A 15,656-nucleotide genomic window follows, 5' to 3' on the forward strand; every position below is an offset into this window, starting at 1 on the left:
GAGCCCGCCGAGGCCGTGGTGAAGGAGACGAGCGACATGGCGCCGCAGACCGTTCACATCGCCGACCACGACATCAAGGTGTCCAAGCTCGACAAGGAGTTCTACCCCGACGACCACTTCAGCAAGGGCGACGTGATCGACCACTACCGGGCCGTCGCCGAGGCGATGGTCCCGCACCTGGCCGGCCGCCCGCTGACCATGCGCCGCTACCCCGACGGCATCGACGCCGACGGCTTCTTCCAGAAGGACGCCTCGGACTACTTCCCCGACTGGCTGCGCGTCGTCGAGGTGCCCCAGCGCGGCGGCGGCACGGTCGGCCACGTGGTGTGCGACGACGCCGCCGCGCTGGTGTACCTGGCCAACCAGGCCACCATCGAGTTCCACGTCGGCCCGGCCACGGTCGACGAGCTGGAACGCCCCGACCGGCTGGTGATCGACATCGACCCGCCGCCCGGCGTCCCGACGGCCGTGCTGCACGAGGTCGCCCGCCGGGTGCGGGACCTGTACAGCGAGGTGGGGCTCGTCCCGTTCACGCAGGCCACCGGCGGGCGCGGCTACCACGTGGTCGCGCCGCTGGACCGCTCGGCCGACTTCGAGTTCGTCCGCGAGCTGGCCGACGGCATCGCCGACCGCCTCGCCGCGCGCGATCCCGAGCTCCTGACCACCGCGCAGCGCAAGCAGCGCCGCGGCGACCGGATCTTCCTCGACGCGGGCCGCAACGCCTACGGCCAGACGTTCATCGCCCCGTACTCGCTGCGCGCCCGGCCCGGCGCCGCGGTGGCCACCCCGCTGGACTGGGGCGAGCTCGGCCGCTCGGCCCCCGACCGCCACACCGCCGCGACGATCCGCAGGCGCCTGGCGCGCAAGGCCGACCCGTGGGCGGACATCGACGAGCACGCCGCCGCCCCGGCCGCCGCCCGGGACCGCCTGGACGCCCTCGACACTTAGGGGCTCAGCCGAGCGGGACGCCCGTGTACGCCTCGAGCCGCTCGATCAGCTCGTGCTGGAAGTCCGGATCGGAGGCGGCCGGATGCGAGCGGGCGATCCGCCGGTGGTGCCAGTAGCCGCCGGTGCGAGGCGTGATCGCGCCGTCGGGGGCGGAGGCGAGCCACGCCTGGGTCCGGTGGCCCTCTTCGAGGTCGTCGGGGGCGCCCGGGCCGCCCATCCGCGTGGGCACCCAGCCGGGGTCCACCACGTGCGCGACGGTGTCGGCCCAGCGGCGCGCCACTGCGAACGCGAGCGTGGTGACGTAGAGCTTGCTGTCCTCGTACGCGCCCGGACGTGCGCGCGAGTCGCCGAAGTCGATCGAGCCCAGCTCGGTGGATCCGGAACGGTGGTAGCCGCTGCTGAGGTAGATCAGCCGCCGAGGCTTGGCCATCGCGGCGGTCAGGAGGTAGGGCGCGACGGTGTTGACCTGGAGCGCGCCCGGGGCGCGGTAGACCCCGGCGTTGTGGATCACCGCGTCGAAGCGTCCGAAGCGGTCGGCCTGCCCGGCCATCGCGAGCGTCTCGTCCATTCGCGACAGGTCGCCGTAGACGGCCCCGCCCATGCGCTCGAGGACGGACCGGTCGGGGAATCGGTCGCGGCCGCGCGCGTGCACCACGACCTCATGCCCCTCCTCGGCCAGCGCCTGGGCGGCGGCCAGGCCGAGCCCGGTCGAGGCCCCGGTGACCAGGATGCGCGGCATGCGTGAAGTCCTTCCGGTCCGAGTGTGCAAGCCGAAGGTACCGGACGGTCCGGCTCCCCGGCGACCGCCAGAGCCTCAGTCCGAGCGCTCGCGCAGCCACTCCATGGCGGCCTCGGCGTGGTCGAGGATCGACACGTGGCCGTCCTCGGGGGACAGGCGCAGCTCGGCGGTCGGGCAGCGCTCGGCCAGCCAGCGGCCGTGCGAGACGGGCACGACCAGGTCGCGCTCGCCGTGGAGCAGCAGCAGCGGCGAGGCGATGTCGGCCGGGTCGAAGCCCCACGAGCCGACGTAGGCGAGATCGTCGTCGATCAGCCCGTCCAGGCCCGAGAGCAGGCCGGATCCGGCGATCTCGCCCAGCCACGACCACTTGCCCTCGAGCGCGGCGTGGTCCCTGTCGCCGAACATCGCCGGGTCGTACTCGGCGCTCGAGGCGTGCTCCTCTTTGGCCTCCCGCCCCGAGAGCGCGGCCTTCAGGGACGCGACGCCGCCGGCGAACATCTCGGCGAACCAGTCCAGCCCGCTCGCGTTCCGCGGAGCGAGCCCGGCGATGTTGACGGTGGCGGTGACGCGCTCGCCGAGCAGCGCCGCGCCCGCGAGGACGTGCGAGCCGCCGCCGGAGTACCCCATGGCCGCGAACCGCTCGAAGCCGAAGTGGTTGGCGAGGCGGGCCGTGTGGGCCGCCGCGGAGGCCACGTCGCGCCCAGGCTGCGAGGTGGAGCCGCCGTAACCGGGGCGGTCGTAGGAGACCCAGCGCAGCCCGAGCCGGTCGGCGGCCTCGAACAGCGGCTCGGGCGGCGCGCCGAGGTTCGGGGTGCCGTGGTGCCACACCACGGGGAAGCCGTCGCCGCCGGCGTCGTAGACGTGCAGCCGCCCGCCGTCGGGCAGCGGCAGATCGGACTCGTTCACCATGACCAGAGACTATCCGCGGGGCCCGCGCCGCCCGCGAGTCGACCGGGCGCGTCGGCGAACGACGTTCCTTCTACGGCTGCTGCAGTCCGCGCAGGTGCTCGGCGGTCGCGGTGGCGATCGTCGCGTCCACGCCCAGATCGCGGAGGTAGGCCGCGGCCTCGTCCATCTCGGAGGCGCGCCGCCGAGCGTGGACGACGCTGCCGCGAAGGCCAATACACTGGAGCGGTCGGACCGAACCTCGGAGGCGGCATGGAAAAGGTCGACTACGACGCACGACTGCACACCGTCTACACCGCCGGCCGGCGGATGTCACCCGATGCGCTGCAACGCTGGATGGAGTCCTTCGCCCGCCACCTGCCGGAGCGGCGGCCGCTGACCTGGCTCGACCTCGGCTCTGGCACCGGGCGCATGGCCCCCGCGTTGGCGAGCGCATTCGGCGGCCCCGTCCACGGGATCGAGCCCTCGGACAAGATGCGCGCTCAAGCCCTCGCCCACGCCGTCCATCCCGCCGTCGACTACGCGGCCGGCTCCGCCGAGCGCATCCCCTTGCCGGACGCCTCATGCGACGCCGCCCTGCTGTTCTTCGTCTGGCACCACGTGAGCGATCGCGAGAGCGCCGCTCGGGAGCTGCACCGGGTCGTCAAGCCGGGCGGCAGGCTCTTCGTGCAGACGAACTTCGCCGACAGGATGCCCGACGTCTGGTGGTTTCGCGTCGTACCCGAATGGAGGGAGGCCGACCTGGCGCAGTTCCGGTCCCGCGAAGCGGTGACGAGCGACTTCACCGGCGCGGGGTGGACGCTCCTCTCCCGTGACGAGGTCACCTGGCCGCGCTCGGCGAGCCTGAGCGAGGACTTCGAGAGGCTGAAGCTGCGCGCCGTCTCGGTCTTCGAGCACTTGAGCGCCGAGGCCGCCGAAGCGGGCTTCGCCAGGATCGAGGCGGCACTGCCCACACTCGACGACGGCCCCCAATACGAGACGAACGAGCTGCTCGTCTTCCAGCGCTAGCGGCCCGAGCGTCCGATCCTTGCCGCTCAGTCCGCGCGGCGCAGCTCGCGGACTTCGGGGCGCGGCCGGAAACCGTCCACCGCGCCGGCGGGCCGCAATCGGTTTGCAGCCGACCCCTTGCCCCGCACCGCTTCCGGAGCTGTCGAATGCGGAACGGGTTTACACGCTCCTTGTAATATGTTACACATTACCGAGGCTCGTGAAGGACGCGAGCTCCGCAGAGAACCTCCCGACAACCCCCTTCCAAGAGTCGCGGTTCGCCTCCGATCCGACGGCGCATCGCCCAGAACAGTGGAATATCACGCATCACATATGACCCCCAGGTGAAAGGCCACCGCCTATGAACCGTCGCAGGACCCCCTTGCGCGCCAATGCCGCGGCACTCCGCACACCCGGCCCGGACCCGGCGGCGCCGAGCGTCCGACCGCGGCGCGGAACCGTTCGACCCCCATCGTGGACGGAGCGATCGAAGTGAAGACCCTCAACGCAAGAACAGGCGGCGTGGCCGTCGCCTCCGCGGTGCTCGCCTCACTGCTCATGAGCGCCGCTCCAGCCCTCGCCGGACCCGAGGCCCCGACCGTGATCGCGGTCGACGAGCACGGGATCGCCGCCACCGACCCCTCGTTCGACGGACCGCGGGTCACCGAGGTCCGCGTTGTCAACGAAGGCGAGTTCCTGGAGATCTACTGGGACCGCTACGTGGACGAGGAGGCCGCCGTCAGCCCGGACAACATCACGCTGACCAACGGCGACACGGACATCGCCCTCGAAGCGAAGCCGCCCACCGGCCCCACCGACACCATCTTCTTCGACAAGGACAACCGGCAGATCGCGGCCACCGAGGCCGACAGCATGGCCCGCCTGCCCGAAGACCTGCACCTGTCCAGCATCGCCTACTCGGGCACCATCGACCCCGCCCTGCCCCTGACGCTGACCGTCACCGGCTCGAACATCGAGGACGCCGACGGCCGAGCGGCCCAGGACGCCACCTACACCGACGTGCCGATGCTCGACTACTACACCCAGTCGGTCACGACCGAGACCGGCATCGAGGTGAAGGCGGGCCCGCGCGTCGAACCGTCCACGCTCGACCTCGCCGCGGCGCAGGTCGACGTCGAGCTCGCCAAGGGCGACAACGGCATCGCCGAGACGATGGCCGACTACGGCTGCTCGCTCGCGGTGTACGCCTCGCGCGAGAACGCCTACCTCGTCCCCGAGCACCGAGGCGGATACGACCCCGAGATGTACGACGTCGAAGGCTACGGCGGCAGCACCTGGAACGACTGCGTCTCCTCGATCTCCGAGCGGAACGTCCTGCGCACCCGCGGGAACGCCGACGAGTTCCTCAACACCGCATACCCGAACGAGAACATCCTGATCCACGAGTTCGGGCACGCCGTCCGCCTCGTCGGCATCGAGACCCAGGACGACAAGTCGCTGTCCGACGAGCTCTACGCCGTCTACGAGAACGCCTACAACACCGGCCTGTGGCCGAACACCTACGCGATCTCCAACATCGACGAGTACTTCGCCACGCTCTCGACGGTCTGGTTCGACGTCATGGCGGAGAAGCCGGACTGGTCCGACGGCGTGCGCAGTCCCATCAACACCAGGGCGGAGCTGAAGGAGTACGACCCGATGGCGTACGAGTTCTTCGCGAAGGTCTACCCGGCGGACCTGACCCTGCCGGCCCCGTGGGACGAGACCAGCCCGGACGAGCACCACGGCGACTACACCGAGGAACCGCGGCTCCCCGAGCGGGAGGCCGCCGAGGACGTCGACTACGGCAGCGACGTCTTCCGGATCATCACCGACAGCCTCGGCACCGAATACCAGATCGACCGGTACGCGGGCGACGCCGAGCACCCCGAACGCGACATGGTCGTCTGGGCCAAGTGGGGTGGCGGCGTCTGGAGCCTGGCCCACGAGGACGGGCGGTACACGATCAGCGCCTCGGACGGCAGCGGCGTCCTCTCGGCCGTGTCCGACACGGAGGTCGCGTACCTCGGCATCGAGCCGGACGCGGACGACCCCGGACAGCAGTGGACCTTCGTCCCCGCCCCCGAGACGGAGACGAAGCGCTACGACGGGACGCTCGTCAACGCCGCGAACGGACGCGCGCTCGCCCTCGACGGCCGGGCGGAGTCGGGCACGTCGTTGACGCTGACCGAGCCCGAACACGGCACGAGGTGGCTGCTCGAGGACACCACCCGGACCGAGGTCCAGGGGACGGACGCATACCTCCTCCCCGGTGCGTCCGAAGAGGACGCCACCGCTCCCGAGCTGTCCCACACCTGGCAGTCGCCGTCCAGGAAACTGCTGGCCTTCGAGGCCGTCGACGAGGGATCCGGTGTCGCCTCGATCGAGTACCGCGTCAACGGCGGCGAGTGGACCGCGTACACGGGCGAGATCCGCATCGGCCCGCACGACGTCGTCGAGGCCCGCGCGAGCGACCGGGCGGGCAACACCTCCGCCGTGCTCACCGTGACGCGGAAGGGGAACCCGTGATCACCGCGCCGCGCCCTGAGCGGTCCTGACCGCCGAGGCGGATGAAGGCGCTTCCGCTGCCGGCCTGGGCGTCGTCCAGGCCGGCAGCGGAGGTGCCGCGCTCGCGTCAGGCGACGGCGGTCCCCTCGAGCTCGACCATCTGGCCGGGGATCGCCAGCCGCGTCACGCCGAGCATCGTGGTGCTCGGTGCCGCCTGGGCGGCGCCCAACCGCGAGGCCAGCACGCCGTAGTGCTGGAACAGCAGATCGACGTCGGTGGTGTAGACGTTGATCCGGACGAGGTTCGCGAGGGACATGCCGGCCTCGCCGAGCACGGCCTCCACGTTGTCGAGGCTCAGCGCCAGCTGCGCCGCCATGTCGCCCTCGTGCCTGGGCTTGCCCTCGCCGTCCATCGCGGTCTGGCCGGAGCAGTACAGGGTCCGGGTGTGCCCCGAGACCAGCTCGCCTTGGTTGAATCCCATCTCCACCGACCAGTTCACCGGGTTGACGGCCGTTCGTTCCATTGCCACGTGGCTCCATTCGTTTCGTTGCGGGTGCGAACGCCCGGCGGCTCGGCGGCCGCCGTCCTTGACGTCGTGTCGAAGAGCCTCGCAGCAAATCACGACATCCTCCGTCATGTATTCCGGTTACAGTTCTCGCATGCGCGCCGATCGTCTCGTCTCCCTGGTGCTGCTGTTGCGCCAGCGCGGTCGGCTGACCGCGGAGACGCTGGCCGGCGAGCTGGAGGTGTCCACTCGCACCGTGCTGCGCGACATCGAGGCGCTGTCCGCGGCGGGCGTCCCGGTCTACGCCGAGCGCGGCCGTCACGGCGGCTTCGCCCTGCTGCCCGGTTTCCGGACCGAACTGACCGGGCTGAACCACGATGAGGCCCTCGCCCTGCTGACCGCCGGGTCCGGGCGCGGTGAGCAGGTGTTCGGCCTCGGCTCGGCGCTCGCCTCGGCCATGCGCAAGGTGGTCGACGCGCTGCCCGAGAGCCATCGCGCCACCGCGAGCGACGCGGCCCGGCGGTTCCTCGTCGAACCGGAGACCGACCTGCTCTCACGCCGACCGGACACCGAGGAGGTGCCCCGCGCCGTGATGATCGAGATCAGGCGCGCGGTGCTCGCCGGACACCAGCTGCGCATCCACTACACGGCCGCCGATCAGACGCCGCGGTGGCGCACGGTGGACCCGATCGGGCTGGTCACCGTCCGCGACCGGACCTACCTGCTGGCCACGAGGTCAGGCGCGGACCGCACCTACCGGCTGTCGCGGGTGTCGGCCGCCGAGGAGCTCCCCGAACCGGCGCAGCGGCCGAACCGGGTCGACCTCGACCGGATCTGGCGGGAACGCTGCGAGCGGTTCCTGTCCGACGGCCATATCACCGTGTCGGTGCGCGTGGACCCGGCGCGGCGGGAAGACCTGCTGGACACCGCACTGGCCGTCCGCGCGGAGGAATCCGACGTCGACGGTCGGCTGCGGCTGGAGGTGGCCTTCCAAGACGCGCGGCACGCCGAATGGGCGCTGTGGCAGCTCGGCACGGACGCCGAAGCCCTCGCCCCGCAGTCGTTGCGCGCCGCTCTGCGCGACCGCGCCGCCGCGATGGCCGCCCGCTACAGCGCCGAAACCTGAGCGTCGACAGGTGCAACCGCCGCATGAGGCGCCTCCAGCAGCAGCTCGGAGCGCATGTCCGCCGCACCGTCCCAACGGGCGCCCGGATGACCGAGGTAGGTGCCGAGTTCCCCGGACGCGGCGAACGGGTCGGAATCGGCCGCTGCGAAGGCGGCGATCAGATACGCGCATGCGGCGGCCTCCTGGCGGGCCCGCTCCACGGTCCACCCGTCGACGATCTTGTGAACGGCGCCCAAGCCCTCGGACGTCTCCCGGTCTTGCAGTCCCCGTCCTGATGCGCCGATGCGGCCTCGGCACCGATGCGGCGCGCGTCCCATCCGACCGTGAGCACCACGGCGAGCACGAGGCCGCGGCCAGGCCGCGCCGGCCCAGGATCAGATAGCCCAGGCCCGTGAGAGCGGCGTTGCCGACAGCGGCGGCCGTCGGAGCCTTCTTGGCCCACTGTGGAATCAGCCGGCCGGGTCGGCGCAGCAACGGGAGGTTCGCAGGTGAAGCCACGAGGGTGTTCCTTTTCGACCGGAGATCGCAATCGGGCACCGATCGACTCCATGGTGACCCGTCCCGTCAACCCCACTGCCGCAGGCGATCGCATTCGACGCCGTGCGCGCCCGGCGACCGCCGCCCCGACGGCGGTCCGGTTCGGAGCGCGCACGCGAGCGCCCATCCGGGAACGGGCACCATCCGGTCGCGCGGATCAGCCGCGATGGTCGGCGCGCACGGTTTCGAGCGCCCCCGTCGGGCTCAGTCCATCAGCTCGGAGAACATCCCGCGGAAGTCCTCGTCGGTGTACTCGGAGGCCATCATCATCGTGCCGTCGGTGGACGCGGAGAGGTAGATGGTGTCGTAGGTGCCGTCGAGGCGATTCGGGCACGGGTCGCCGATCTCGCGGGTGTAGTCCGCGACGAGCCCCCCGGTCCTGAATTCGTAGGCCTTGATGTCGAACTTGTGGGCGTAGAAGACGGCCCAGAAGGTCTGGGAGGGCGATGCGTAGCGGCAGGACTCCTGGAACTCGCCGAGCTCGGCCTCCACGCACACCACCAGCGCCGTCTCGTCCGCGGTCTCCGCCAGCCAGGAGTCCGGGAAATCGCGTCCCTCGGCGGTCCAGCCGAACATCCGCATCGGGTGGGGCCCTTCGCCTCCGTACTCGGGGGCGCCCTGGTAGGCGACCGGGTCCCCGCAGTACGCGCCGGAGTCCAGGACGCCGTCGGCGGCTTCGCCGGCCAGTTCGTGCTCGGGGTACTCGGCGAGGAACTCGCGGTAGAGGACCCCGGCCCCCGCGTCGTCGCCGGAGGCGGTGCGGTCCTGCGCGCAGCCGAGCATCCGGACGGGCACCTGGCCCGAGGCGGCCGCGACCGGCTCGGTGAGCTCCGGTTCGTCCCAGGTCTGGTCGGACAGCCAGTCGTCGACCTTGTGGCCCTCGCAGGGCGGGGCCTCGGCGAGGCCCGCCATGAACCTCTCGACGGTCGACCTCACCGTCTCGGACCGGCCGGGGAGCCGCTCGAGCGTCGTCGACAGCTGCGCGAAGGCCTCCTCGACAGTGGACAGATTGGGCTCCTCGGCGGCCATCGCGGCGTCGAACAGGAACTCGGCCCGCTGGGGGCCCGCGCCGTCCCAGAGGGCGCCCGGGTGGGCCATGTACTCCTCGATGGTGTCGGCGCCGTCGGCGGGCGCTTCGTCGAGGGCGGTGAGGAGGAGCTCGCAGGCTTCGGTCTCCTCCTCACCGCGCAGGGTGATCGGCCCGAAGGCGACGCGGTGGACCGCGTCGAGGCTTTCAAGGGCGGTCGTGGCGCGGTCGCAGTCGCCTTCGGCGTGGGCGGTCGCGGCGTCGTGGGCGATCCACCACGCGTCGAAGCGGAACCAGGCCACGGTGAGCAGCACGAGGGAGGCGGCGGTGACCGCGAAGAACCGGGGGCGCCTGGCCGGGTCCGGTTCGACGAGGTCGACGAGGCGCTCAACGCGCGTGCGGCGGGTGAGCCACCAGGCATGGAGGACCATGGCCAGTCCCCAGGCCGGCAGCAGGGTCCTCCAGAGTGGATTCTCTGTCTGGACGGCGGCGGACCACAGCAGGAACCCGGTCCCGACCAGGGCGAGGGCGGCGAGGATCGGGCGGCGCATGAACATGTAGCCGATGCCGAGCATGGTGGCGTTGCCGGCGACGGCGGCGACCGGGTCGGTCGCGCGGCGGGGCGGCGCCGGAACCGACGGCAGGGGTTCGGCCTGCGGCTCGGGTGGGACATGGTCGGGGTACATGGTGGCACTCCTCGGGCCGTCGGGACCCACCCAGTGGAGCACGAACCGCCCGGGACCGGTCCCGCCGCAGACGAGCGGATCGGCTTTGAACGCCGAAGGAAACTCGGAGGCCCCGAGAGGGTCGTTGCCGATTCGATGCCCACTCCATCCCAGGTCAGCGCCTTGGCGAGTGCGACAGGCGCAGCTCGGCGCGGGAGACGCCTCGGTTCCCGCTTGTCAACTGATTAGATATAAGTCAAACTAGACGCATGTCGAAGCAACGTCTGGAACTCCTGTCCCCGGCTGATCTCGAGGACTGTCGCATCCCCCTGGTCGCCGAACCGCTCAGCGCCGATCAGGCCGAACGGCTCGCGCCCTCCTTCAAGGCGCTCGGCGACCCGGTGCGGCTGCGGCTGCTCTCGCTCATCGCCTCCCATGAAGGCGGCGAGGCATGCGTCTGCGACCTCATCGAGTCGTTCGACCTGACCGCCCCGACGATCTCCCACCACCTCAAGGTCCTCAAGGAGATCGGCCTGGTCACCGCCGAGCGCCGCGGAACGTGGGTGTACTACCGGGCCCGCCGGGAGGCGTTCGACCTGCTCTCGACCGTCCTCGCGGTCCCTGGGGGAGTCGCCGCATGACCGCGGGACCCGACACGGCGGCCCCGGCCGCCGAGGCCGCGGTGCGCGGCGGGCTCTCGACGCTCGACAAGTACCTGCCGGTGTGGATCGGCGCGGCCATGCTCGCCGGGCTCGCGCTCGGCCAGTGGGCGCCCGCGGTCGGCGAGGCGCTCGACGCCGTCCAGATCGGCGGCATCTCGCTGCCGATCGCGGCCGGGCTGCTGATCATGATGTACCCGGTGCTGGCGAAAGTCCGCTACGACCGGCTCGACACCGTCACCGGCGACAAGCGACTGCTGGTCGCATCGTTGATCCTCAACTGGATCGTCGGCCCCGCGCTGATGTTCGCGCTCGCCTGGACCTTCCTGGCCGACCTGCCCGCCTTCCGCACCGGATTGATCATCGTCGGCCTCGCCCGCTGCATCGCCATGGTCATCATCTGGAACGACCTCGCCTGCGGCGACCGCGAGGCCGCCGCCGTCCTGGTGGCGCTCAACTCGGTGTTCCAGGTGATCGCCTTCGGCGCCCTCGGCTGGCTCTACCTCGACGCCCTGCCCCGCTGGCTCGGTCTCGACGCGACCGGCCTGGAGGCCTCCGGTTGGGAGATCGCCCTCAACGTCGCGGTCTTCCTCGGCGTTCCTCTAGCGGCCGGGTACCTGACCCGCGCCATCGGTGAACGGCGCAAGGGCCGCCGGTGGTACGAAGAGCGGTTCCTCCCCAAGATCGGGCCGTTCGCGCTCTACGGCCTGCTGTTCACCATCGTGATCCTCTTCGCCCTCCAAGGCGAGGCGATCATCGCCCGGCCCTGGGACGTCGTCCGCATCGCCGTCCCGCTGCTGGTCTACTTCGCCCTCATGTGGGCGGGGTCCTTCGTCCTCGGCAAGGGCATCGGCCTGAACTACGAGCGCACCACGACGCTCGCGTTCACCGCCGCGGGCAACAACTTCGAGCTCGCCATCGCCGTCGCCATCGCGACCTTCGGCGCCGCCTCCGGCCAGGCCCTGGCCGGGGTCGTGGGTCCGCTCATCGAGGTTCCCGTCCTGGTCGGCCTGGTCTACGTGAGTCTGTGGGCCCGGCGGTTCTTCCGCCGACCGGCCCTCCAGGAAGCCTGATCGCGCGTCGCGCGTTCTACCGAGTGAACACCGATTCGCAAGCAAAGGAAACGCCAGTCATGTCCGACAAGCCGTCCGTCCTCTTCGTGTGCGTCCACAACGCCGGGCGCTCCCAGATGGCCGCCGCCTGGCTCGCCCACCTCGCCGGAGACCGCGTCGAGGTCCGCTCCGCCGGCTCGGCCCCGGCAGAGCAGGTCAACCCGGTCGCCGTGGAGGCCATGAAAGAAGTCGGCATCGACATCGCCGACCGGACACCCGAGATCCTCACCTACGACGCGGTCGAGGCCTCCGACGTGTGCGTCACCATGGGCTGCGGCGACGCCTGCCCGGTCTTCCCCGGGAAGCGTTACCTCGACTGGAAGCTGGACGACCCCGCCGGCCAGGGCATCGAGGCGGTCCGCCCCATCCGCGACGAGATCAAGACCCGCATCGAGGGCCTGATCGCCGAACTCCTCCCCGAAGACGGGGCCGAGCATGAGCACACGTGACGTCATCATTGCCGGTTCGGGGCCGGCCGGGTATCTCGGCGTAGGCGGCGCAGTCGTTGTGGTTGCCCGGCAACGGGGAGCCGACAACAACCACCATCTGGGTGCCGGCGTCGATGACCACCTGGTGATTGGTGGGGTACCCGTGGTTCCTCGACTTCGCCGCGAGCGCGTGGTCCCTCGTCGGGACCGGCCTGCCGTCCACGATGAGCACCGCCTCGGGGGCGAACCTCTTGCGGGGCCGAAGCGCGAGTTCGGGGGCGAGGTCATCGATGATGCGGGCAGCGGTGGACTTCGAGGTGCCGAACAGCGCGGCGATCTGGCGCAACGTCAAAGCGGCCCGCCCACACGCCGAGATCATCACCGCACTGCCGGGCATGGGCTCGATCCTCGGCGCGGAGTTCGTTCTGCTCCCTGGTCTACTCGTACATCGTGATTCGGTTGCCGTCTGAATCCAGACCTATATCGAAGGCCTCGTCAGGGACGGCTGGCCTCGTTCGCCGCGTAAGCGTCCGCGTCGAATTCGTTGAGCTCCTGCATCATTGACCTGAAACTTGTTGGTTGAGCATCTCGTGTGGTTGGTGTGGGCGAAGTTCTGAGGGTGGCGATGCGCAGGCTCTTGCCGTCGCAGCAGGAAGCTGCGACAGCGGGTCAAGGGCGCAATCCGGGTCGGCATGGGCCGCTGAACGGCGACCGGCCCGGCAGGTGGAATCGGGTTTCGTTCAAGGCCCGCCATTGGGAGGATATCCGTGTGAGCGACCATGAAGCGACCTTTCACCTGTACTGCCTGATCCACGCCCGGCCCCGTGCCGAGCGAGAGGCGGCGGCCTCGAGCACTGACCGGTTTCCGCTGACGCCCGAGGGGTGGCGGTCCGCCGAATGAGCCGCCCACCCGATTCGGACGACACCGCTCCCTCCACGCCGACACCCAGCAGAGAGGACATCGCCGCCGCCCTGACCTCGCATTGGGGTCTGACGGGCGCCGAGGTGGCACCCTTGATGGGCGGCATGAACTCCGCAACATGGACCGTCCGCCGTGGCGCTACCCGTTGGGTCGCGAAGACGGTGCCGCAAGGGGCCGAAGCGAAGCGGTTCCGCTACGGGCTGGAACTCTCGGCCAAGGCTGAAGCGGCCGGAGTCCCGTCCGGCGCGCCGGTCATCTCGGGCGGCGGCCACATGACAAGGCCGGTCAAAGGCCACGCCCTCGCGCTTCTACGCTGGGTCGAAGGCCGGGAGCTGGACGCTCGTGACGAGACCGACCAGAAGCGCATGGGGACGGCACTCGCTCGCGTCCACCGGGTGTTCGGGGCGCGACCGGTCGAGCGAGGCTACGCAGCCGCGCAGTTCGAATTGCTGGCCCACTACGCCGACGAGGTCGTGGACTCTCGGCCGTGGATCCGCTCGGCGGTCGAGGCGGCATCGGAGCGCCTGCGGCGACTCAGGCCGGAGACACTGACATGGGGCCCCCTGCACGGCGACCCCGCTCCCGAGCACTTCCGGTTCGATTCCGACACCGGCCTGTGCGGCCTGATCGACTGGGGCGCGGCGAATGTCAAGCCGCGCTTGTACGATGTGGCCACGGTCGTGATGGACGCCGGAGGCCCTGAGGGCGCCGGGCCGCTGCTGCGCGCCTATCTCGCCGAGCGTGCCTTGGCCGCCGACGAGCTGGAGCGGGCCCTGACGCAGCTGCTGGACTTCCGATACGCGATCAACGCCTTGTACTACGCCGAACGGATCCTGCGCGGCGACATGACCGGCGTCAATGACGCCTCCGGCAACGAGGACCGCCTGGAGGAGGCCCACCGGTGGCTGACCCGGCCTGCGGCCGGCCGACGCACCGCTCGCCGTCCCGCCGGTCCATGAGCGAGAATCCCTTCTCTGGCGAGAATATTGATCCGAGCCTAGTTGGGAGCTGGCGTGGTCCGTATGCGGTGCTTGGAAGTAGCCGAGTACGCGGGCGGGGGAGTTGCCGAGTGCGGTGGAAGAACGCCCGGACCGATCGCTCCGTCTGGGTCCGGTCGGTGATGACCTGGGCGGCGAGGGTGCGTTTCCGGTCGGGCCGCTCGGCGACCCAGGCGGCGACTTTCTTGGCGCGGTGCGCGGAGTGCCCGTTGACCACGAGGTGGATCTCCTCCTCGAACTGGCCCGGGAGCCGGTCGAGGAAGACACGGCCCCGGTCGGCGGTCTACTGGCTCTTCCGCACCGGCAGGCCAAGGGAGTCTGGGTGCTGATGGTCGAGCTGACCCTGGCCTTACTCGACAAAACCGGTGCGCTGGCCCGGACGGTCAGCGCTCATTCCACAACGGCTCACCGGGTCACCGCGGAAGCCGGGACGCATCCGGTCGAGGGCGAGTCCGCTGAATCGCCGAGGGTCGAAACGGCGGCAGACCCCGTCGTTCGACCGCGAGGCCTACCAGAAACGCAATACCGCCGAGCGGGCAATCGGTCGACTCAAGGTCCAGACCGCCGGGGCCAGAGCCGAACGTTTGGATCGCCCGCAACCGGCCAGCCGGTCACAAGTGGACCTGACTAAATCGGCGCGCCTTTCGCAGTTCACGCCCGATAGAGTCTTCACGTTCGTCGTCAGCCACGGATCGGCTGTTCCCTTTGATGTGCGAGGTCGAGGTGGTCGCCATGTTCGACAGATGGTCCCAGGCAGACGGCATGGTGATGCTGTGGGCGCTCGAGGACGGCGTCGAACATGCCTGCGGCTACGACATCAACCCCGGTGAAGCCGGCCTGTGGATCCTCAACGCGATGTACGAACAGGAACGCCCGACCACCCACGAAACCCATGACGAGCGGCACCGGCGGCGTTTGGCGGCGGGGGAGGTCGAGCCTTGGCGGTTCGGCGATTTTGACGAGCGCAACCACCCTGAGCTCAAGGTGCCCGGCGGCGGGCTCGGCTGGGGCGGCCATCCCGGACCAGGCTGGAAGCGTCTGCGCTGGCGGGAATTGTCCGAGCGCATCGGCGACTCGATCGTCAGGTTCGACCATGAGACCATCTGCCCCATTCCCCTCCGACATGCCTTCCCATCGGTGCGGCGAGACGGCTCGTGGCCAGCCTCGATTCAACCACCGACCGAAGGCAGCCTCGACTGGGAGAGCTTCCGCGCCCTTGCCGGAGTGCTCCGGGACTTCTCCGGTCCCGGGACGGTCGTGTACGCCCATTGGTGCGAGGTGATCACGACCGAGGGGTTCACCGTGTTCGAGGGGCGACTCGCCGATCTCGAGACGCTTCGGTCACTGCCGCTCGACCGCGGCCCGTCGGGCAGGCCGTTGCCGTTCGGCTCGAGTCCGTCGAACCTTTGGCCCGCTGACCGGTCCTGGATGATCTACACCGACTGGGACCTATGGGGCACCAAAGTGACCGGCCCGCCTGAGCTCCTCGCCCGCCTCGAAGCCGACGAATTCCTCGAGACGGCTTGGCTGCCCGACTATCGGGCGATGCTCGACAAGAAAAGAGTCTGACATATGGGCCGGGAGCTCGT

The 15,656-nt window shown here is 70.4% G+C and carries 16 protein-coding genes; 10 read left to right on the plus strand and 6 right to left on the minus strand.

All coding sequences use genetic code 11. The features are described 5' to 3' along the window. The first annotated feature begins 36 nt into the window (after nt 1-36). The gene (gene ligD, locus YWW_RS0108545) at nt 37-948 is read left to right on the plus strand and encodes a non-homologous end-joining DNA ligase (RefSeq protein WP_051325535.1); all 912 of its coding nucleotides are present in this window, start codon (nt 37-39) and stop codon (nt 946-948) included. Between the two features lie 4 nt (nt 949-952). On the opposite strand, the gene YWW_RS0108550 is transcribed toward ligD, so the two are convergent. The 3 genes from YWW_RS0108550 to YWW_RS37720 form a co-directional block, all read right to left on the minus strand. Beyond that, nucleotides 953-1,687 carry an SDR family NAD(P)-dependent oxidoreductase gene (locus YWW_RS0108550; protein ID WP_026929806.1) on the minus strand — a complete coding sequence of 245 codons (735 nt, stop codon included), beginning with the start codon at nt 1,685-1,687 and terminating at the stop codon, nt 953-955. A gap of 75 nt (nt 1,688-1,762) precedes the next feature. Then, nucleotides 1,763-2,596: an alpha/beta fold hydrolase gene (locus YWW_RS0108555; RefSeq protein ID WP_026929807.1), complete on the minus strand. Its 834-nt coding sequence runs from the start codon at nt 2,594-2,596 to the stop codon at nt 1,763-1,765. A gap of 70 nt (nt 2,597-2,666) precedes the next feature. Further along, on the minus strand, nt 2,667-2,909 hold the full coding sequence (locus YWW_RS37720) for a DUF1932 domain-containing protein (protein WP_281170986.1): 243 nt from the start codon (nt 2,907-2,909) through the stop codon (nt 2,667-2,669). Here YWW_RS37720 and YWW_RS0108565 point away from each other — a divergent pair. Both YWW_RS0108565 and YWW_RS33900 read left to right on the plus strand, forming a co-directional pair. Next, nucleotides 2,846-3,601 (plus strand): class I SAM-dependent methyltransferase, encoded by a 756-nt coding sequence (locus YWW_RS0108565; RefSeq protein WP_026929808.1) that lies wholly within the window; start codon nt 2,846-2,848, stop codon nt 3,599-3,601. The genes YWW_RS37720 and YWW_RS0108565 overlap by 64 nt on opposite strands. Before the next feature lie 453 nt (nt 3,602-4,054). Next, on the plus strand, nt 4,055-6,109 hold the full coding sequence (locus YWW_RS33900) for an OmpL47-type beta-barrel domain-containing protein (protein ID WP_156037267.1): 2,055 nt from the start codon (nt 4,055-4,057) through the stop codon (nt 6,107-6,109). A 106-nt stretch (nt 6,110-6,215) separates the two neighbouring features. Here the strand turns inward: YWW_RS33900 and YWW_RS0108575 are convergent, their stop codons facing one another. Next, entirely contained in the window at nt 6,216-6,611 is a 396-nt protein-coding gene (locus YWW_RS0108575) for a RidA family protein (RefSeq protein WP_026929809.1), read from the minus strand. A 136-nt stretch (nt 6,612-6,747) separates the two neighbouring features. On the opposite strand from YWW_RS0108575, the gene YWW_RS0108580 reads away from it, so the two are divergent. Continuing rightward, complete coding sequence (locus YWW_RS0108580; protein ID WP_026929810.1) at nt 6,748-7,719, plus strand: helix-turn-helix transcriptional regulator; 972 nt, start codon at nt 6,748-6,750, stop codon at nt 7,717-7,719. Here YWW_RS0108580 and YWW_RS0108585 read toward each other — a convergent pair. Beyond that, nucleotides 7,701-7,955 (minus strand): hypothetical protein, encoded by a 255-nt coding sequence (locus YWW_RS0108585; RefSeq protein WP_026929811.1) that lies wholly within the window; start codon nt 7,953-7,955, stop codon nt 7,701-7,703. The genes YWW_RS0108580 and YWW_RS0108585 overlap by 19 nt on opposite strands. Nucleotides 7,956-8,460: 505 nt before the next feature. Next, entirely contained in the window at nt 8,461-9,969 is a 1,509-nt protein-coding gene (locus YWW_RS0108590) for a hypothetical protein (protein ID WP_026929812.1), read from the minus strand. A 248-nt stretch (nt 9,970-10,217) separates the two neighbouring features. Between YWW_RS0108590 and YWW_RS0108595 the strand changes: the two genes are divergently transcribed. From YWW_RS0108595 to YWW_RS29105, 6 genes are all read left to right on the plus strand, one after another. Continuing rightward, nucleotides 10,218-10,589 (plus strand): ArsR/SmtB family transcription factor, encoded by a 372-nt coding sequence (locus YWW_RS0108595; RefSeq protein WP_026929813.1) that lies wholly within the window; start codon nt 10,218-10,220, stop codon nt 10,587-10,589. Then, nucleotides 10,586-11,680 carry an ACR3 family arsenite efflux transporter gene (arsB, locus tag YWW_RS0108600; RefSeq protein WP_026929814.1) on the plus strand — a complete coding sequence of 365 codons (1,095 nt, stop codon included), beginning with the start codon at nt 10,586-10,588 and terminating at the stop codon, nt 11,678-11,680. The genes YWW_RS0108595 and arsB overlap by 4 nt, the downstream gene beginning before the upstream one ends. A gap of 59 nt (nt 11,681-11,739) precedes the next feature. Beyond that, nucleotides 11,740-12,168, plus strand: coding sequence for an arsenate reductase ArsC (locus tag YWW_RS0108605; RefSeq protein ID WP_026929815.1), 429 nt, complete (start codon nt 11,740-11,742; stop codon nt 12,166-12,168). A gap of 284 nt (nt 12,169-12,452) precedes the next feature. Beyond that, entirely contained in the window at nt 12,453-12,617 is a 165-nt protein-coding gene (locus tag YWW_RS35800) for a hypothetical protein (RefSeq protein ID WP_155830026.1), read from the plus strand. Between the two features lie 427 nt (nt 12,618-13,044). Beyond that, complete coding sequence (locus tag YWW_RS29100) at nt 13,045-14,028, plus strand: phosphotransferase (RefSeq protein WP_081687289.1); 984 nt, start codon at nt 13,045-13,047, stop codon at nt 14,026-14,028. Nucleotides 14,029-14,799: 771 nt separating this feature from the next. Continuing rightward, complete coding sequence (locus tag YWW_RS29105) at nt 14,800-15,636, plus strand: hypothetical protein (protein ID WP_155830028.1); 837 nt, start codon at nt 14,800-14,802, stop codon at nt 15,634-15,636. Nucleotides 15,637-15,656: the final 20 nt, after the last annotated feature.

This window comes from Glycomyces tenuis DSM 44171 (assembly GCF_000427885.1).
In the GTDB taxonomy this organism is placed as follows: domain Bacteria; phylum Actinomycetota; class Actinomycetes; order Mycobacteriales; family Micromonosporaceae; genus Glycomyces; species Glycomyces tenuis.